The organism is Arthrobacter sp. 01N442 (genome assembly GCF_056399345.1).
The window spans coordinates 336,416-354,546 of the sequence record NZ_JBFTRD010000005.1 but is presented as its reverse complement, the minus strand read 5'-3'; the positions used below and the strand labels follow the sequence as shown (position 1 = coordinate 354,546).

The 18,131-nt window shown below is 68.4% G+C and carries 18 protein-coding genes; 14 read left to right on the top strand and 4 right to left on the bottom strand.

What is annotated here, in order from left to right; all coding sequences use genetic code 11:
* Both AC1DNC_RS12955 and AC1DNC_RS12950 read left to right on the top strand, forming a co-directional pair.
* Window positions 1-441: lipoyl synthase (locus AC1DNC_RS12955; protein WP_476862929.1), on the top strand; the 441-nt coding region annotated here is incomplete at its 5' end.
* A 53-nt stretch (window positions 442-494) separates the two neighbouring features.
* A complete protein-coding gene (locus AC1DNC_RS12950; protein ID WP_476862928.1) occupies window positions 495-1,001 on the top strand; it encodes a DinB family protein in 507 nt (168 codons plus the stop codon).
* Window positions 1,002-1,021: 20 nt separating this feature from the next.
* Here the strand turns inward: AC1DNC_RS12950 and AC1DNC_RS12945 are convergent, their stop codons facing one another.
* Window positions 1,022-1,771 (bottom strand): lipoate--protein ligase family protein, encoded by a 750-nt coding sequence (locus AC1DNC_RS12945; RefSeq protein WP_476862927.1) that lies wholly within the window; start codon window positions 1,769-1,771, stop codon window positions 1,022-1,024.
* A gap of 17 nt (window positions 1,772-1,788) precedes the next feature.
* Here AC1DNC_RS12945 and AC1DNC_RS12940 point away from each other — a divergent pair, with 17 nt between their 5' ends.
* Entirely contained in the window at window positions 1,789-2,172 is a 384-nt protein-coding gene (locus tag AC1DNC_RS12940; RefSeq protein WP_476862926.1) for a DUF2177 family protein, read from the top strand.
* 62 nt (window positions 2,173-2,234) lie between these two features.
* On the opposite strand, the gene AC1DNC_RS12935 is transcribed toward AC1DNC_RS12940, so the two are convergent.
* The gene (locus AC1DNC_RS12935) at window positions 2,235-3,038 is read right to left on the bottom strand and encodes a thioesterase family protein (RefSeq protein WP_476862925.1); all 804 of its coding nucleotides are present in this window, start codon (window positions 3,036-3,038) and stop codon (window positions 2,235-2,237) included.
* Between the two features lie 206 nt (window positions 3,039-3,244).
* Here AC1DNC_RS12935 and AC1DNC_RS12930 point away from each other — a divergent pair, with 206 nt between their 5' ends.
* From AC1DNC_RS12930 to AC1DNC_RS12885, 10 genes are all read left to right on the top strand, one after another.
* Window positions 3,245-3,952, top strand: a complete 708-nt coding sequence (locus tag AC1DNC_RS12930) for an endonuclease/exonuclease/phosphatase family protein (protein WP_476862944.1) — start codon at window positions 3,245-3,247, stop codon at window positions 3,950-3,952.
* A gap of 135 nt (window positions 3,953-4,087) precedes the next feature.
* Complete coding sequence (locus AC1DNC_RS12925) at window positions 4,088-5,362, top strand: alkaline phosphatase family protein (protein WP_476862924.1); 1,275 nt, start codon at window positions 4,088-4,090, stop codon at window positions 5,360-5,362.
* Window positions 5,359-6,552, top strand: coding sequence for an alkaline phosphatase family protein (locus AC1DNC_RS12920; RefSeq protein ID WP_476862923.1), 1,194 nt, complete (start codon window positions 5,359-5,361; stop codon window positions 6,550-6,552). Before AC1DNC_RS12925 ends, AC1DNC_RS12920 begins: the two co-directional genes overlap by 4 nt.
* A gap of 139 nt (window positions 6,553-6,691) precedes the next feature.
* Window positions 6,692-7,453 (top strand): phosphatase PAP2 family protein, encoded by a 762-nt coding sequence (locus AC1DNC_RS12915; RefSeq protein WP_476862922.1) that lies wholly within the window; start codon window positions 6,692-6,694, stop codon window positions 7,451-7,453.
* 10 nt (window positions 7,454-7,463) lie between these two features.
* On the top strand, window positions 7,464-8,192 hold the full coding sequence (locus AC1DNC_RS12910; RefSeq protein WP_476862921.1) for a DedA family protein: 729 nt from the start codon (window positions 7,464-7,466) through the stop codon (window positions 8,190-8,192).
* A 5-nt stretch (window positions 8,193-8,197) separates the two neighbouring features.
* On the top strand, window positions 8,198-8,872 hold the full coding sequence (locus AC1DNC_RS12905; RefSeq protein ID WP_476862920.1) for a response regulator transcription factor: 675 nt from the start codon (window positions 8,198-8,200) through the stop codon (window positions 8,870-8,872).
* A gap of 7 nt (window positions 8,873-8,879) precedes the next feature.
* Window positions 8,880-9,878 (top strand): sensor histidine kinase, encoded by a 999-nt coding sequence (locus AC1DNC_RS12900; RefSeq protein WP_476862919.1) that lies wholly within the window; start codon window positions 8,880-8,882, stop codon window positions 9,876-9,878.
* Between the two features lie 228 nt (window positions 9,879-10,106).
* A complete protein-coding gene (locus AC1DNC_RS12895; RefSeq protein ID WP_476862943.1) occupies window positions 10,107-11,288 on the top strand; it encodes a cation:proton antiporter in 1,182 nt (393 codons plus the stop codon).
* Between the two features lie 236 nt (window positions 11,289-11,524).
* Window positions 11,525-12,412: an esterase/lipase family protein gene (locus AC1DNC_RS12890; RefSeq protein WP_476862918.1), complete on the top strand. Its 888-nt coding sequence runs from the start codon at window positions 11,525-11,527 to the stop codon at window positions 12,410-12,412.
* A gap of 86 nt (window positions 12,413-12,498) precedes the next feature.
* Window positions 12,499-14,193, top strand: a complete 1,695-nt coding sequence (locus AC1DNC_RS12885; RefSeq protein WP_476862917.1) for a SulP family inorganic anion transporter — start codon at window positions 12,499-12,501, stop codon at window positions 14,191-14,193.
* Between the two features lie 36 nt (window positions 14,194-14,229).
* Here AC1DNC_RS12885 and AC1DNC_RS12880 read toward each other — a convergent pair whose 3' ends face one another.
* Together AC1DNC_RS12880 and AC1DNC_RS12875 are read right to left on the bottom strand one after the other, a co-directional pair.
* A complete protein-coding gene (locus tag AC1DNC_RS12880) occupies window positions 14,230-15,927 on the bottom strand; it encodes a DUF5671 domain-containing protein (RefSeq protein WP_476862916.1) in 1,698 nt (565 codons plus the stop codon).
* The gene (locus AC1DNC_RS12875; protein WP_476862915.1) at window positions 15,924-16,484 is read right to left on the bottom strand and encodes an LpqB family beta-propeller domain-containing protein; all 561 of its coding nucleotides are present in this window, start codon (window positions 16,482-16,484) and stop codon (window positions 15,924-15,926) included. The genes AC1DNC_RS12880 and AC1DNC_RS12875 overlap by 4 nt, the downstream gene beginning before the upstream one ends.
* A gap of 103 nt (window positions 16,485-16,587) precedes the next feature.
* On the opposite strand from AC1DNC_RS12875, the gene AC1DNC_RS12870 reads away from it, so the two are divergent.
* The gene (locus tag AC1DNC_RS12870) at window positions 16,588-18,063 is read left to right on the top strand and encodes a DUF5129 domain-containing protein (protein ID WP_476862914.1); all 1,476 of its coding nucleotides are present in this window, start codon (window positions 16,588-16,590) and stop codon (window positions 18,061-18,063) included.
* The last annotated feature ends 68 nt before the right edge of the window (window positions 18,064-18,131 follow it).

Genomic DNA, 18,131 nt, shown 5'->3' with positions numbered 1-18,131 from the left:
AAGCGCATCCGTCCCGCGTTCCGCTACGAACGGTCCCTGGACGTCATCAGCCAGGGCCGCAGCCACGGCATGGTCACCAAGTCCAACCTGATCCTGGGCATGGGCGAGACCCGCGAGGAAATCTCCGAGGCCCTGCGCGACCTGCACGAGGCCGGCTGCGACCTGATCACCATCACCCAGTACCTGCGCCCGTCCGAACGCCACCTCCCCGTGGACCGCTGGGTCAAGCCGCAGGAATTCGTGGACCTGCAGCAGGAAGCGGACGAAATCGGCTTCCTCGGCGTCATGTCCGGACCCCTGGTGCGCTCCTCCTACCGCGCCGGCCGGCTCTGGGCCACCGCGATGCGCAAAAAGGGCTGGGAAATCCCCGCCGCCCTCGCCCACATCGAATCCTCCGGCAGCACCCGCCAGGAAGCCAGCTCACTGCTCGCGGCACACTGACATCCTCCGCGGATAACGGGTGTGGCGGGCGGCGCCGATTAGGATGTGGCGCTATGAGCCAACTCTCCAGCATGGACCCCGGCATCTTCGCTGCCGGGTTGCGGGTCCAGTTCGACGCCTTCCTCGACGAGCACCGGGCCGCCCTGCATGACTGCCTCGACGGGCTGAGAGAAGAGGAGGCCCGGACCTCCCTGGTCCCCTCGCGGACCACGCTGCTGGGGCTGGTCAAGCACGCGACGTTTGTCGAGAAGGTCTGGTTTGACGAGGCCATCACACGCCGGAGCCGGCAGGAAATCGGCATACCGGCCACCCCGGATGAATCCTTCGTCCTGGACCCGGGAGACGCGATCGCCGGCGTGCAGGCCGCGTACCGCGAGGCGTGCGCGGGGTCCCGGACGCGCACCGCAGCGCTGGGGCTGGACGAGTTGGTCACCGGCAACCGGCGCGGGCCGCTGCCGCTGAGGTGGGTCTATCTGCATCTGTTGCGGGAGCTCGCCCAGCACTGCGGGCACGCGGACATCCTCCGCGAGCAGATCCTCGCCGCACGCGCGCCCGGCTGAGCGGCTGGCTGAACCCCGGGTCAGGCCAGCAGGGTGCGGAAGTCGCCGTCGTTCAGTGACGCGTAGCGGCCGTACGCGGCCAGGACCGCTTCCTCGACTGTCTCCACGTCAATTCCCGGCACCAGGTCATCGGCGGCCCCCGCTGTCGCGGGGTCCCAGTCCAGGCCCAGTGCCGCGTAGCTGGCCTCCAGCACGGCGCGGATCGGGGCGGAGTTCTCCACGATGATCACGGAGCTGAACAGCCAGCCGCCGGAGACGACGCGCTGGGCAGTACCAATGAGCTTGATCCGATGTTCCGGGTTCACAGGGTCCTGGCCGTGCACGCTGAACTCGCCCGGGCAGTACTCCCCCGGGATCTCCCCGACGGCGGCCGCCACGCCGGCGTCGCGCAGTGCCTGCGCCAGCAGTTCACCGAAGAAGGAGAAGCGTCCCTTGGCCCCCGCGATCGCATCGGCGTGCGGCTCGAGGTGGTCGATCACCAGGGTTCCCTCGTGATAGGCCGCGGCCCGGCCCCCGGCCTTGCGGACCAGGGGTTCGAAGCCGAGCTCGCGGCAGGCCTGGGCGGCGGCGTCAAAGCCCGGCAGATGCGTGTCACGCTGGCCGAAGGCCACGGTGGGCGCAGGCCGGTAGAGCCGCAGCATGGGGCCCAACGCGCCGGTCTTCACCTGCTGCAGCAGTTCCAGCGCGAAGTCCAGGTCCGCTGCGGCGCCGAGGGAATGCTGTTGCCGGAACACTGTCAGGGTCCGGGGTCCCGCCGCGGCCTGCTGCATGTTGTTATGCTCCCTTGATGGTCATTCTGCAATTCCTGGTGGTAGCCGCCGCATTCGCCGTCATCGACGCAGTTTGGCTCAAGTCAACGAGCAAGTTCTACCGCCGGCACCTGGGCCACCTGATGGCGGACAAGCCCCATCTAGGGTACGCCGTGGCGTTCTACGTGCTGTACATTGCCGGCATCGTCTTCTTCGCCCTCCGCCCGGCCCTCGACGGCGGCAGCTGGCTGACCGCGCTGGGGTACGGAGCCGCGCTGGGCGGGTTCGCCTACGCCACCTACGACCTCACCAACGCCGCAACGCTGAAGAAGTGGCCGCTGGCGATCGTCGTCGTCGACATCGCGTGGGGCGTGTTCCTGACCGGCGCCGCCACGACCGTTGGCTGGCTCGTCTTCCACTAGCCGGATTTTCATCCGCTGTCCGCATGCGGATTCCCGCCGGGCGGTTTTGCCCGGGGGCCCGGCTAGCTCTTGCGCAGGGTCAGGATCTGTTCCGCGCGTCCAAAGGGCCCCTGCAGGTCGTGCAGCACCGTGGAGGTCAGGCCGATGCCGTCCGTGCCGAAGGACACCTCGTTATCCAGGCCCAGCCATTCCCCCTCGGGACGCCGGTACATGTGGATCTGCAGGTCCAGGTTGGGGAAGGCATAGCTGCCCTTGCCCGGCGGAACCCGGGCCGCAATGCCATTGGCCGTGTCCACGAGGCCGACCAGCCGGGCCAGGTCGCCGCTGTCCGACCGGTCCGTGAGCGGATGGTCGGTGTGCAGCCAGACGGTCCCGGAGCCGGCGCGGTGGCCCTCGGCGATGCGCATGGTGAGCGAGGCGATGTACCCGCCTGGCCAAACCGTTGCGGCGTCGTACGGTTCGCAGTCCTCCGGCGCGGGGATCCTGGGGTCTTCGAAGGCGGAAATCGCCGAAGTATCGGAGGTGATCATCCGCCAGGCCGTCGCCCGGATCGCCACGCGGCCGCCGGCCACGAGCTCCGCCTGCAGCAGTTCGATGGTCCGGCCGGGGCGCAGCGTGGTGGTGGTGACTTCGAACTCGCCACCGGGAATGAGGCCGAGGATCTCGTAGCTGATCCGCGCCATCCGCATGTCCTCCCGCGGCTCGTGCCGGGCCAGGCAGTCGGCCATGATGCCGGACGCGGGCGCCATGTGCTGTTCGTGCTCGTTCCAGGCGCCCTGGGCGTGGATGGTGGAGCGGAAGCGTCCGTCCCCCAGCACCTCGTAGTAGAAATCGCCTTCGGCCAGCACCGGTAGTTCAGCAGTCAACATCGACCCTTTCGCAGCAACAATCAGAGAATCCCAAACCACCCTATCGCCTCGCGCGGCCAGGCCTTCGCGGCGCAGTGCACCACCGGCTGTCATGCGTGACCAAGGCCGCGCCGGTGCCGGAACTATTCCCGTCCGATCCGCCGGGATGGGTAGACTCGAGAGCAGGTTTACCCCGACTATTGCGCGAAGAGGTGCTCCCCCTGATCCGAGTTATCAGCTACAACCTCCGCAAACACAAGGCCAGTGGCGAACTGGAGGCACTGGCCAGCGACTATGGGATTGATGCGCTCTGCCTCCAGGAGTGCGACACCGAGGACCTGCCCGAAACCATCGGCGACCTCCACCTCGCCGACGCCACGAGAGGCAACCGGCTGGGCCTGGCAATCTACTATCGCAAGGACCGCTTTACCGCCTATGAAACCAAGACGTTCGCGCTGAAGAAGTCCATGCACGACCGGGTCCTGGCACCCGCGCACGAGCGGCTGATCGGCACCCGGGTGGTCGACAACGAAACGGACCACGACCTCGTCATCGCCTCCTTCCACGCCGCACCCCTGACGGCGTCGAATTCGCTGCGCCGCAACCAGATCCACGCGGCGCATGCGGAACTCCTGAGCATGGGCGGGGGGCTGATGACGCTCATGGTGGGCGACTTCAACTACCCCTTCTTCACCAAGTACCTGACCGAGCAGATGAAGGACGCCGGGTACGAGCTCTCGCTCAGCGACCGGCGGACGTACACCCGGTACAAGGTCTTCAAGGGCCACTTCGACTTCGCCACCTCCTCGGGGCTCATGATCGAGAACGTCGAAACGCTGCCCCGCGGCGCCTCGGACCATCTCCCCATCCTCATCTCCGCGGAGTACGGCCAGAACGCACCGGGGATGCCGGGCGAGGCCGCTCCGGCCTGACCCTTGCCCGGCGGAATTTCGGGTTCCCACCCGGATTTCCGCCGCGGTACCGGACCGCCAACACCCGGTGAACACTACGTGAACCAGCCCCAAAACCGCCCCGGGCCGTAACCTTCCCGTGATCTACTGCTGGGCGTGAACCTAACACGACGTCACTTCATGACCGCCGCCGGCACGGCCCTGGCCGCAGGCAGCGCCACTGCGCTGGCCGCCGGCAATGCTTCGCGTGCCGCCGCGGCGGCGGCCCTCCCGTCCCCTGCCGCCTCCGGCATCGACCACATCATCGTGGTCATGATGGAAAACCGCTCCTTCGACCACTTCCTCGGCTGGATGCCCGGGGCAGACGGTAAACAGTCCGGACTCAGCTACACCGACCGCTACGGCATCCCGCACTCTACCCATCACCTGACGGACTTCCAGGGCTGCGGCCACCCGGATCCGGACCATTCCTACGAGGGCGGCCGGATCCAGTTCAACAACGGCAAGAACAACGGCTGGCTCCTGGCCGGCGAGAACGACGAATTCGCCGTCGGATACTACGACGCCGCCGACTTGGACTTCTGGCGCCAGGCCGGGCCCGACTGGACGGTCTGCGACCAGTACTTCGCGGCCACCATGGCGGAGACGTACCCGAACCGTTTCTACCAGCACGCAGCGGCCACCGACCGGATCCACAACTCCACTGCAACCAGCACCTTGCCAACCATCTGGGACCGGCTCGCCACCGCCGGGGTATCCGGCAAGTACTACTACGGCGACATCCCATTCACCGCGCTCTGGGGCGCCAAGTACCAAGGCATCTCGCACCACTACTCGGAATTCCTTACCGACTGCTCCGCCGGGACCCTCCCGGCGGTGTCCTTCGTGGATCCAAGGTTCACCGACGAGGGGTCCGGAACCTCCGGCGACGACCACCCGCACGCCGACATCCGATCCGGCGAAACGTTCCTGGCCGAGGTCTACAACGCGGTCACATCGGGACCCGGCTGGGCCAATACCCTGTTGGTGGTCAATTACGACGAATGGGGCGGCTTCTACGACCACGTCGCACCGACGACCGCCCCTGACACGAGTTCCGCAACGGCCCTGCGCGGCTTCCGGGTACCGTCCGTGGTCGTCTCGCCCCACGCCCGACGCCGTTATGTCGCCCACGACGTGTACGACCACACCTCCGTCCTCAAGGCCATCGAATGGCGCTGGAACCTCCCGCCCTTGACTCCGCGGGACAAGGCTGCCCGCAACATCGCCGAGGTCCTCGACTTCGGCACGCCGGCCAACCTGGCCGCACCCAAATACCTGGTCCCGCCCTTCGTGGCCGGACCGGCCTGCACCCCCGTAGGCCCGCCACCGGCCGAAGAATGGTCCGGACTGAAAGAGAAAGCCCTCGCCGACGGATGGAAGCTCCCGTGAACCCCACCACCCCGACCACACCCCGCGTAGTTGCAGTTGGGAAGCGCCGCCGCGCGACCAGGCGCCTCGCGTCCGCCGCGTTGCTCGTGCTGGCTGCCGCGGCTCTCAGCTACGGCCCCCAGGCCGTCTCAACGGCGACGCCGGCCAACGCTGCCGCCCCGGCCCCCACCACCGCGGGCCAAGGCTATCTGCCCGGCGCCAAGCACGTTTTCGTCATCAACCTCGAAAACAAGGGCTATGACGAGACCTGGGGCCCTGGTTCGGCCGCGCCGTATCTCTCGCAAACGCTGCGCAGCCAGGGCGTCCTGCTGAACCAGTACTTCGGGACCGCCCACAACTCCCAGCCCAACTACGTCGCCCAGATTTCCGGGCAGGGACCCAACCCCCAAATGCAGGCCGACTGCCAGAGCTACACTCCGTTCGTCGGCAGCGGCACCGCCAGCCCCGGCCAGGCCGTCGGGGACGGCTGCGTCTTCCCGGCCAGCGTCCCCACCGTCGCAGGTCAGCTCAAGGCCGCCGGGAAGACCTGGAAGGGCTACATGGAGGACATGGGCACCCCGTGCCGGCACCCTGCGCTGGGCGCCGCCGACGACACCCAGAAAGCCAAGGTCGGCGACCAGTACGCCGCGCGCCACAACCCGTTCGTGTACTTCGCCGGTATCACCGGCTCCGCTGACTGCGCCAAGAACGACGTCGACCTCACCGCCCTGAAAACCGATCTCGCCTCGGCCGCCACCACCCCGAACCTGTCCATGATCACGCCAAACCTGTGCCACGACGGACACGATTCACCGTGCATCGACGGACAGCCGGGCGGCCTCGCCAGTGCCGACGAGTGGCTCAAGCAGTGGGTACCGGTTATCACCTCCTCCCCCGCGTTCAAGCAGGACGGCGTCCTGGTCATCACCTTTGACGAATCCGACGGCCCACAAAGCGACGCCAGCGCGTGCTGCGGCGAAGGCCCCGGGCCTAATGCGGCACTTCCGGGCATCACCGGCATGGGCGGAGGCAGGGTGGGCGCACTGGTCCTCTCTCCCTTCACCAAGGGCGGAACCTGGTCCACCACGCCCTACAACCACTACAGCCTGCTCGCCAGCATCGAAGACACCTTCGGCCTGCCCTACCTGGGCTACGCCGGGACCCCGGGCCTCAACCGTTTCGGCCTGGACGTCTACAACGCCGGCGTCTAGGCGAAGGTCCTGGTCCCCACTAGGGTCCAGGGCCCCACCGGGGACGCCCGGGCCGGTTCTTAAGCGTTTCTTAAGAGCCTCGCGGCAAAGTTGATCAGGACGCGTGACCGCGCGCCGCCAACCCGAGCCGAAGGATTCCATGACTGGGCCCGCCACTGACGACCGCACCGCACCATCAGGACTGCCGCACGGACGAGCCGTTGCTGCACCGCGTTTCCGGGCCCTCCCGCAGGCCAGGCACTGGCTGGTGTTGGGCGCGCTGCTGTGCGCCGCCGTGATCGCGCTCGGCCTGACGGTAAAGCTGCTGCCCGGTGACGCCACGGCCGAGCTGGGCGTGGACCAGGGCCTCAGCCGGCACCACGCAGCGGCACTGACCGCCGTCGCAATGGGAATCAACGTGTTGTTCGGTCCGGTGGCTGGACTCGTGCTGGTCGGCGTCGTCGCCCTTTACCTCTGGCTGGTCCGCCGGGACCTGGTCAAGGCTGTGGCCTTCGGCCTCGTCGCCTGCTCCGGCTGGGTGGCCAGCGAAGCGTTCAAGCTCCTCATCGCCCGGCAACGGCCGGACCCGAAGCTGCTCCTGGACCCGCTGGCACCGGAGACCGGGTCCAACAGCTTTCCCTCGGGCCACGTTTCCTTTGCCGTCGCCCTCGCCTTTGCCCTGTACTTCCTGGCCCGCGGAACCCGCTGGTCCAAAGCCACCGCCGTTGCCGGCGCGGCCGTGGCGCTCATCGTGGCATGGTCCAGGCTCTATGTCGGCGTCCACTACCCCACGGACGTCGCGGCCAGCTTCCTGGCGGCCAGCGCCGCGGTGGTCCTGCTGAGCGGGCTGTGGAACCGGTTCGCTCCCCGGATCGTGGAACGCCTTCCGGCATCCGCGTTCCTCCCGTCAATCCGACCCTAAGGACGTAACCGTGCACAGCATCCTGACCCCGTTCCTGGCTCCGGCCCTGACCGCCGCAGCCGGAACGCCCTCCCTGCTGGACCCGGCAAGCCTTCTCGGGGGGCTCGGGCCGGCCGCGCTCGGAGTCATCGCCGCGATGGTGTTCGTGGAGTCCGGCGTCCTGTTCCCGTTCCTGCCCGGGGATTCCCTGCTCTTCACCGCCGGGTTGCTGCATCAGCAACTGCACCTGGCACTGCCGCTGCTGATCGGCGTCGTTACCGCGGCCGCTGTCGCCGGCGACCAGGTTGGCTACATGCTGGGACGCACCTTCGGCCGGAGATGGTTCAAGGACGACGCGAAGGTGCTGAAATCAGCCCACCTGGCCACAACGGAGGACTTCTTCCGCCGGCACGGGGGCGCCGCCGTCGTGCTGGCCCGCTTCGTCCCGATGGTCAGGACCTTTGCCCCGCTCACCGCGGGCATCGGCCGCTACGGGTACAAGTCCTTCACGCTCTGGAACATCGTCGGCGCCTTCGCCTGGGCTACGTCCGTGACTTTGCTGGGCACCTGGCTGGGACACTACGAGATCATTGCCAAGAACATCGACGTGATCGCCGTCGTCATGGTCCTCGTCTCGGTGGTGCCCTGGGTGATCCAGTTCCTCCGGCGCCGGCGCAGCTCCCGCCGCGCCGCCGAGGACGGATCCGGGGACGACACGGCCCAGGGCGTACTGGCCGGCAAGAGCGCCACGGAAGAATAGGCGGCATGACAGTCATTGACCGGCAGTCCCTGCTGCTCATCGAGGATGACCCCGCCCTGGGCCCGCTGATCGCCGAATTGCTGGAACCTGACTACCGGGTCCGGCTGTCGGTCAATGGCCAGGAAGGCCTGCACCTGGGACTCACGGAGCCGTGGGACGTCATGGTCATTGACCGCGGGCTGCCGGCGATGGACGGGATCAGCGTGATCGCCGCCTTGCGGTCCAAAGGTGTTGCCACGCCCATCCTGATCCTGACGGCGCTGGGCGACCCGGACGAAAAAGTCCGTGGCCTGGATGCGGGGGCCAACGATTACGTCACCAAGCCGTTCGACGCCGGTGAACTGGCGGCACGGTTGCGCGCGCTGACGCGCAGCTACGCCGCTCCCGCCGGGCTTGTGGGCATCGGCGACTGGGAGCTCGACCCGGCGACGCGTTCGGTCCGCTCCGTTTACGGACGCCAGGTCTCCCTCACCGCCAAAGAGGCAGAAGTGCTGGGGGCGCTCGCCGCCGAGCCCGGCAGGGTTTTCACCCGCGACGAACTGCTGGCCGGATTCTTCCACCCTACGGACCAGCCCGGCGTGATCGACACTTACGTCCACCACCTCCGCCGGAAGATCGCCAAGACCGTTATCCGCACCGTCCACGGCGTCGGCTACCAGATCGGCGACGCCCATGACTAGGACGCCCATGACCAAGGAAACACCGCCCGGCGTCACACCGGACCAGTCCACCCTCCGCAAGGCCTCGCTCAAGGTGGCCCTGCGGATCAGCGCCGCCTGCGCAGTGATGGTGGTCTGCCTCCTCGCCGTCGCCGCTATCTATCTCATGAACAAACTGGCCCAGCCGGAGTTGCCGCCAGCCGCGGCCGCCGGAACGACGTACGCCTACCTTGACTCCCGGGACCTGCTGGAGGCGATGATCATCGCCGGCGTGGCGGGAATCGCGCTGGCAGGGCTGGTGGGATGGCTGAGTGCCCGCAGCGCCATCCGCCCGCTCGGCGAGGCGCTGGCCCTGCAGCGCCGCTTCGTCCAGGACGCCAGTCACGAGCTCCGCACGCCGCTGGCTATCCTGGACACCCGGATCCAGCTCGCGCAGCGCGACGCCGCCCCGGATTCGCGGCAGGCCCGGAACCTGACCAGGATCCGCGAGGACGCCGCCACGCTGACAGGAATCGTCAACGAATTGCTGTTCGCCGCTACGGCGGCGGCCCCCGAGCCCGGTGCGGCTCCGGTCGAACTGGCCGACGTCGCCGCTTCCGTCGCGGAGAGCCTCCAGCAGCTCGCGTCGGCGAACAATGTGCGTTTGGACTTCGCCGCTGCCGGCCGCCCGCTGGCCAGAATCGAGCAGAACGCCTTACGGCGCGCAGTACTGGCGCTCGCGGACAACGCCCTCGCGCACACGCCTCCCGGCGGACGCGTCACCATTTCGACGAGCGAAGAACAGGACCATGCCGTCATCACCGTCGCGGACACGGGAGCCGGGATCGCGGGCGTGGAGCTGGAGCGGATCTTCGACCGCTTCGTCAGGACATCCAACCCCGACGGCGCCAGGCGCCAGGGCAGCTTCGGCATCGGCCTGTCCCTGGTCCGCGAGATCGCCATGGCGGCCGGGGGCACGGTTGAGGTCGCCCGCACCGGGCCCGACGGAACCGTCATGAAGATCATCCTCCCGTCAGCCGGACGCTGAGCCCCGGAGGCGGGGCCGGCCCGTTTAGGGCGGCGCGTTTAGGGCGGCGCTTCGTTTCCGGGCCGCCTCGTTTAGGGGCGGCGCCGGACCGCAAACGGACTAGTCTCGTTCCATGGCGACACACCCCCGGGCGAGGGACACGGCGGCACCCCTCGGATGGCACCCCGCACCTGCGGCCGATGGGGCGGGGAGGCCTGCGCCGTCAGTGCCCGCCGGGTTGTGCCCACGGTGACGTTCCTGACCCTGGCGCTGATCGCCGTCGTCGCCCTGGCCGGGCCGTTGCTGGCACTGCCAAGCCGCTGGCGCCTGCCGGTCGTCCTCGGCGAGTTGCTGGCCGGCGTCCTTATCGGCCGCACAGGACTCTCGCTGGTCGATCCGGGTGATCCCACCTTCAGCCTGCTGGCCAACATCGGCTTTGCGCTGATGATGTTCGTGGCCGGAACGCATGTGCCGGTCCGGGATCCCCAGATCCGCTCCGCCCTGGGGCAGGGCTCGGCCAGGGCCGCGGCGGCGGCGGGCGTCGCCGTCGTCGTCGGCTCTGTCGTGGGACTGGCTTTCGGGACCGGCCACGCCCCGCTCTACATGGTGCTGCTCGCGTCCTCGTCCGCCGCGCTGGTCCTCCCCATCGTCGACTCCTTGCGCCTGGGAGGACCGCAGGTGGTGGCCATGACAGCCCAGGTTGCCATCGCCGACATCGCCTGCATTATCGCGTTGCCACTGGCCGTGGACCCGCCGAATGCCGGCCGCGCCGCCTTGGGGGCACTGGCGGTAGGGGCAGCGGCCATTGCGCTGTTCTTCGCCCTGCGGGCGCTGGAGCGCAGCGGCACCCGGCAGCGCATGCACCGTCTCTCCGAAGACCGCAAATTTGCCCTGGAACTGCGTATCCAGCTGACGCTGCTGTTCGCGCTGGCCGGAATAGCCAACTTCGGCCACGTTTCCGTGATGCTGGCCGGTTTCTCCTTCGGCCTGGTGGTGGCCGCCGTCGGCGAACCGAGGCGCCTGGCCCGTCAGCTGTTCGCCGTCAGCGACGGCTTTCTGGGTCCCATCTTCTTCGTCTGGCTGGGCGCGTCCTTGAATCTGCGGGAGCTTGCCGGCCACCCGGACATGGTGGTCCTGGGCCTGTGCCTGGGGATCGGGACGATGATGCTGCACGCCGGCTTACGGGTCGTTGGCGTCCCCCTGCCGCTGGGGATTCTCTCGGCGGCCCAGCTGGGGGTGCCGGTGGCAGCCGCCAGCATCGGCACGGAGCTCCACGTGCTGCTGCCCGGCGAAAACGCTGCGCTGCTGCTCGGCGCCCTGGTCACCATCGTTGCCAGTTCCATCGCGGGTTCACGGGCGGCGCTCTCGTTCACCGCCCCGCTTGGGTCCGGGTCCGGGTCCGGGACCGGGACCGGGGAAACCAAACGCTAAACGTGCCCACAGGGCTGCAATGTGGATAATTGTGCAGGCGCGCCGCCGAGGTTACCCGCCAGTAGCTCCTGGCGCCCAGAAACTACTGCACAAACGTGCAGGTCCGGCCACAAGTCCGGCAGGTCTTCCTAGTCTGGGTTGATGCAAGTGAGCCGGATCACAGTGGGGCGGCTCCGGAACTCAGCACCATCCAGCTGACCCCTCAACGCCGAGGGGCCCACCGAGGAGGTATTCCCATGTTCCAGCCCAAAATATCGGTACGAGCCAAGCGCGGCACGGCCTTGGCCGCAGCAGTGGGGGCAATCGCGCTGCTCTGCGGATCCCTGGCCGGCGGTCCCGCGGCACACGCCGACACCGTGGACGTCTCCCCACCCGGCGCCAACGACTGGTCGTGCAAGCCCTCAACCGCACACCCCTACCCGGTGATCCTGGTACCCGGAACCTTTGAGAGTATGGCCAAGAACTGGGCCACCATGGCGCCTGCCCTCAAGAGCGAGGGCTACTGCGTGTACGCACTCAACTACGGGACAACCAATGGCATCGACGCCACCGGTCCGATCGCCGATTCTGCCGAGCAGCTCGCCCCCTTCGTCGACGCCGTACTGGCCGCGACGGGCGCCAAGAAAGTCGACCTCGTGGGACACAGCCAGGGCGGCATGATGCCGCGGTACTACCTGGGATTCCTGAACGGTGCGAAAAAGGTCAACCACCTCATCGGCATCGCCCCCTCCAACCACGGTACGCAGGGACTGATAACTCCGACGCCGGAGCCCGTGCCGCCGGTGACCTCACTGGGCGGCTCCAACTGCCAGGCCTGCGCAGACCAGCAGGCAGGCTCGCCGTTCCTGGCCATGCTGAACTCGATTGGGGACACCGTGGCTGGCCCGGCATACACGGTCATCTCCACGACGCACGACGAGGTGGTGACGCCGTACCAAAGCCAGTTCCTGGCCGGCTCGGCACGGCAGGTCACCAACATCACCATTCAGGACAAGTGCCCCGCGGATCTCATAGAGCACGACGAGACGCCCAACGACCCCGTGGTTCAACGTCTGGTTTCCAGCGCGCTGGGACGCCCGGCCGGTCAGCCGGCGGATCCCGCTTACCAGCCAAGCTGCGTCTAGGCAGGGAATTCCGCGGCTCACGGGACGTAAAATCGAGCATGTTGCCCACCAGCCCGCCGCGAGCCCGGACCTGAGCCGGGGCTGCTGTGGGACGCCGCTGGATCCGAAGTACGCCGCCCGGCCTCAGGAATGTCCTCGAGTACCGGCGCTCGTGGCTGAAGTCCGACCTGGCTGCGGGTACAGCGCTGAGCGCCGCATTGATCCCCGCCGGCATGGCCTACGCCGAAGCCTCGGGACTGCCGGCCGTCACCGGCCTCTACGCCTCGGTGGTCCCCCTGCTGGCGTACGCGGTGTTCGGACCCTCACGGGTGCTGATCGTCGGGCCGGACTCCTCCCTTGCGCCGATGATCTCCGCTGCTGTCCTCCCACTGGCGGCCCGGGAGTCCGGCCATGCTGTGGCCCTGGCGGGTGTGCTGTCGCTGCTGATCGGGGTGATGCTGATCGTGGGACGGTACCTCAAGCTTGGGTTCGTCACCGGTCTGCTGTCCAAGCCCATCCGCGTGGGCTACTTGAACGGTATTGCGCTCGTCGTGATCGTGAGCCAGCTGCCCAGGCTGTTCGGCATCCCGGTGCCCGGCGGCGCCCTCGGCGACGTGCTGACCGGCACTGCCCGCACGCTGGCCGAGGGATCCGCCCATCCGCTGGCTGTGCTGTTTGGCGCCGGCAGCATCGCGATCATCCTCGGCTGCCGCGCACTGCCGTGGAAAGTCCCCGGCGTGCTGCTGGCCGTGCTGGTTTCCATGGCTGTCACCGCGGCGGCCGGGCTGGGCGCGGCCGTTCCGGTAGTGGGTGCGCTGCCGGCCGGTCCTCCGGCGCCCGACCTGGCCAGCGTCCGCCCGGCTGAAGTGATTGCCCTGCTCGGCCCCGCCGCCGGCATCGCGTTGATCGCCTTTGCCGATACCTCGGTGCTCTCGAAGAGCCTTGCCCGACGGCGAGGCTCCCATGTGAACGGGGACCAAGAAATGGGCGCCCTCGGCTTCGCCAATGCGGCCTGCGGACTCTTCGGCGGCTTCCCGGTCTCCGGCAGCGCCTCCCGCACCCCGATCGCCCTCGAGGCCGGGGCACGCAGTCCCCTCAGCGGCGTCATAGCGGCGGCCCTCGTGGTCCTGTTCATGATCGCAGCCCCGGGGGTCACGGCCTACCTGCCCTCCAGCACGCTCGCCGCCGTCGTGATCGTCGCGGCAGCCTCGATCGTTGACGCCAAGACCCTGGTCCGGCTCATCCGCATGAGCCGGACCGAAGCCGCACTGCTCGTGGCCACGTTCCTCGGCGTCGCCTTCGTCGGCGTCCTTGAGGGCGTGGTGGTCGCCATTGGCCTGTCCCTCATCGCCTTTGTCTTGCGCGCCTGGGACCCCTACCGCACGGAACTGGCCAGTGTCGATGACATGCCCGGCTACCACGACCTCAGCAGGCACCCGGACGGCCACCGGGTGCCGGGGCTGGTGATTGCCCGCTTCGACGCCCCGCTGTTTTTCGCGAATGGCGCCGTCTTCGCCGAACACATCCGGACACTCGTGGGCCGTGCCCCGGGACCCGTGCGTTGGGTGGTGGTGGCCTCGGAGGCCATCACGGACCTGGACACCACCGCCCTGGATGACCTCGTGGAACTCGATGACGAGCTCGCCCGGAAAGGCATCAGCCTGGTGTTCGCCGAGATGAAGGGCCCCATCAAGGACCGGCTCATCCGGTTTGGCGCCAGCAGCCGGTTCGGTCCGGACCACTTCTTTCCCACCGTGCACAGCGCCGTGCGCGCCTACCGCAGGGAGTCCGGGCTGCCGTGATCCGCAGCCTGATCAGGGGCGGCAGCCCCGCCGCGTTCAGCCGCGGAGCAGAATAACGTCCACGCTGCCACCGGGGCCCGTGATCACGAGCACGCGGCTGGCCCTCACCCCGGCCAGGGCGCCGGCCATGCGGGCACCGGGATCGCCGACAGGCACGCCGGGCGCGGGCGCGGTCCCGGCGGGCACCGGCACGGCGGCGTCGTCCCGGCTCCAGACAGTGACCGGGGCCCCGGTGAGCTCCTCGAGGGTCCGGCGCAGCGGCTCCGACTCCGGCCCGGCCACGAGAATCACGTGCCCGATGGTCCGCTTCCGGCCCGGACCTGCGGCCAGCGGCCGGGATTTGTCCTGCCGCCACACCGCAAAGTGGTAGCCGGCGGCCAGGCCAGTGGCCACCAGCAGACCCAAAGGAGCGCGGATCCGGTCCACCAGGCTGCCGCCGGTGACATCGCCCAGGAAGTACTCGAAGACGCGGTAACCAACCACCAGCAGCGCAACCAGGGCCACCGCCGCGCTGAGGCCAAAGACTGCGATGAGGTACACGCGCCTGCCGAGCGGCACCGGACCTTCCATCCGGTGCTGCCTTGCGGGCCGCCAGGAGAGCCACCAGACGCAGCCGCCGACAGCGAGGGAACTAATGCCGCCCAACAGCAAGGTTCGGGCGTTGCCCCCGGCCAGCGGCGACACCGCGATGGACAGGGCCGCGTTCACGATCACGCCGACGCCGGTGGCGCTTGCTGCCAGGGCAACGCCCGACGTCACCAGCGCTCCGGCCTGACGGGTCCGTTCGGCGCGGCTGACCGCAGCTGTGCGGTGATAGCGCCACACCAACGAGCCGACGGCGGCGGCGGCAATAGCCGTGCCGAGGGGCGCCAGCAGTTCCATCAGGGGGTCCTGCCGGTCGAAGGCCAGCCGCAGCAGGACAAAGAGGACGGTACCGGCACCTCCCAGCGCCAGCAGTCCGGAGGCCAGCACGCCGACGACGACCAGCCCCACATCGGCGAATCCGCCCCGGAGCCGTTGCGCCCCACCCCGGAGCCAGTGCCACCACCAAACCAGGCACCCGCCGGCAGCCCAGAGCAGATCCTGCAGGGTGGACCGCCACCACGGGTCGACGGTCGAGGTGAGCTCCATCGATCCGCGAATGGCGACGTCGAGCAGACCCCCAAGGGCAGTCACGGCGGCGCCCACCCCGACGCCCAGCCCAAAGTAAGTGCCGATAACAGCCGGCACGTTCCTGAGTTCGAGCGGGCCCCTGGTCGGGTGCCGCCACATCCAGCGGTGCCAAACCCAGACCAGTGCCCAGACCAGCCCGACGGACAGCGGCGACCGCCATTCCGGATTCTCCTCGGCAATGAACGAGGCCGCCATCGCGAGCAAGGCTGTCACAAACAGCACCAGGGAAATCGTGTAAACCGCCGCGACGTAGAGCCCCCATGACGTGGCCGCCCGCTCCGCTTCCTGGTCCAACCGCCGCCAGACGAGCCACCACAGCAACGCCGCGAGGGGGCCGCCGATCAGGGTGAACGCCAGCGACAGTGCGAGCCCCGCAACCCCCTCCCCGGCCAGTACCTGGCCGGACCGCAGCAGCCTTTCCAGCAACCCGCTCAGCCCGTTGGCGGCAATCACCACAAGCGCAAACAGCAGCACGAAGACCACCAGGCGCCGGACCTTCGCCTGGACCGGCCCCGCCGCCGGACCGGCGGGCATCCGGGTAGGCATTCGGGCGGTGCTCACTTCTTCACCACTCCCCCCGCGCAGGTCTGGAGACTGTAGGGCAGGTCGTTGATCATCCATTTCCCGGCCACTTTCACGAGGCCGATGACCCCCTCTTCGGAAAATTCCGACGGCCCGAAGGGACCCTCTCCGGCGTCGTGGACAATGGAAACCTTCACCGTCGCGGTGTCCCCCCGTTCAGTGGTGGAGATCAGGACCACGCGGCTGGCCTGGGCGTTGCCGTAGAAGTTGGCGCAGCGGGACCGGGCGGCATCGGTGAGGTAGGCGTCCGCCGCGGCGCTATCGGAGTCGATGACGGCTCTGCTGTAACGCTGGACCACTCCGGCCGGGGACGATGCATCCAGCGACTGCGGCTCGCCGCGCAGGAATACCACGGCCAAGGCGACCACCACCAGAGCGGCGATCGCAACCACGATTCCCAGCAGCACCCTGTCGGGCCGGCGCCGTTCCGCAACGGGCGCCGGTGCCGCCGCCGATTCCGGGACAAGCGGCGGGGTGTGCCGGCTGTCGTCACCGGGTGGCACCGGTCCCTTGGAGCCGTTCGGCGGTTGACTCATGCCGTCAGTATGAAGGGGCCCTGTGCCCCCGTCATGGTGTCTTTAGGCCCTTTCAGCGCCTCCGTGGCTCGACGACGCTGGCAGCAGACACTAGTCTCAGGCGATGGGGATTATGCGGAAGATTATCGGCCCGAAGCTGGCGGGCGCCCTGTTGCTGCTCGTCTTCCAGTTGGCCGTCCTGCTGGGCGGCGCGACGGCGGCGCTCGCCGTCCCGCCTGCCGACGTCGTCGTGGAGGACCGGGCGGGGGTCCTCGACCGCAACACCCTGCTCCCCGCTGTGCAGAATATTCAGTTCTACGAACCCACCAAGGTGGCCGTATATACGTACAACGGCAGGGCCTCGGACAACCTGAACGAGGAGGTGCTGCGCTTCGCCCGCGCCGAGCACCCGGACTGGATCAGCAAGGACGGGCAGAAGTGGGCGGACGGGCTCTTCATCTTCGCGCTGGATCCGGTCGGCCGACACGTAGGAACGTACATGGGCGAGGACCGAAAGGTGTCGCTTGAGCAGCGAGCCGACATCCAGGATGCGTCCAAGGAACTGCTGCGCGACGCCCAGTGGACGGAGGGCACCATTGCCGGCATCCGGCGCGGTGCCGAGCTGATCAACCAGCCGTGGTACCGCTCGACGGCGTTCCTCGTCACAGCTTGGAGCGCCGTGGGGGCTGTCGCGGCTGGGGCAGGCACCTGGCTGCTGGTGCGCTGGCGTACCCGGGTGGGCGGCCGCAAGGAGATCGCCCGCGGCGACGCGAACTATGCCAATGTGAGCATGGACCTCCAGGTTACCGAACTCAATGCCAGCACCATCCCCGAATCCTCGCGCTACGGCAGCACCGTGCTGGAGAAGCACCGCACGTTCCTGAGCCGTTACAACACCGCCACCGGGCTCTCCAACCAGGTGCACGGGCTGACGCCGCGGCAACTGGGGCGCCGGTCCAGCCTGTCGCTGGCGCGGAAGTACGCGGACGCGGCTGCCGAACTCGATGCCCTGGACGACGTCATTGCCGACACCAACGCCCTGCTGAACCGGGGGTCCGTCTGGGCGACGGCGTGGGACCGGCAGCTCGCACCCTTCCGCAGCGACCTCGCCGGGATTGAGGGCATGCTCGCCAAGAGCCACGGCGAAAGCGACTCCGCCACGGCAGCCGCCCTCCGTTCCTTCCGCGACCGCAGCCAGCGTGAGATCGAGCGCTGGACGGCGGAACTGTCCGACGGCACCATCACTCCCGAAACCGCATTGGACCGGCTGCGCGATGCCAGGACCGAACTTTCCGGTCTGCTCAAGAGCCACGCCGACACTGTGATTGCCGGTTTCGCCCGCAACGAGCGCGAGGCCAAACTCATGCGCCGGGAAATGGAGGAGGCCCAGGCGGGGACCGGCAAGAAGCAACGGCGCAGCTATGAACCCAGCATCCTGGGCACGGTTTATCCCTCTTATTACTTCTTTTCGGTCCCCACCTTCAACTCTGGTTTCAGCACGGGCGTCGGCAGCGTCAGCTCTGCGAGGGGCGGGTCCACCACAGGCTATGGCGGCAGCGGCGGCAGCTTTTCCGGGTCCGGGAGCTCGTCCAGCTTCTAGGAAAACTGTGTATCGACAACCGGCGGCCAAGCGAGGACGCTTGGCTCCGTAAGCAGTTAAATTCCCTG

Coding starts and splice junctions, on each gene's coding strand:
- AC1DNC_RS12950 (WP_476862928.1), top strand. CDS start 495: ATGAGCCAACTCTCCAGCATGGACCCCGGCATCTTCGCTGCCGGGTTG.
- AC1DNC_RS12945 (WP_476862927.1), bottom strand. CDS start 1,771: ATGCAGCAGGCCGCGGCGGGACCCCGGACCCTGACAGTGTTCCGGCAA.
- AC1DNC_RS12940 (WP_476862926.1), top strand. CDS start 1,789: ATGGTCATTCTGCAATTCCTGGTGGTAGCCGCCGCATTCGCCGTCATC.
- AC1DNC_RS12915 (WP_476862922.1), top strand. CDS start 6,692: ATGACTGGGCCCGCCACTGACGACCGCACCGCACCATCAGGACTGCCG.
- AC1DNC_RS12905 (WP_476862920.1), top strand. CDS start 8,198: ATGACAGTCATTGACCGGCAGTCCCTGCTGCTCATCGAGGATGACCCC.
- AC1DNC_RS12900 (WP_476862919.1), top strand. CDS start 8,880: ATGACCAAGGAAACACCGCCCGGCGTCACACCGGACCAGTCCACCCTC.
- AC1DNC_RS12890 (WP_476862918.1), top strand. CDS start 11,525: ATGTTCCAGCCCAAAATATCGGTACGAGCCAAGCGCGGCACGGCCTTG.
- AC1DNC_RS12875 (WP_476862915.1), bottom strand. CDS start 16,484: ATGAGTCAACCGCCGAACGGCTCCAAGGGACCGGTGCCACCCGGTGAC.
- AC1DNC_RS12870 (WP_476862914.1), top strand. CDS start 16,588: ATGGGGATTATGCGGAAGATTATCGGCCCGAAGCTGGCGGGCGCCCTG.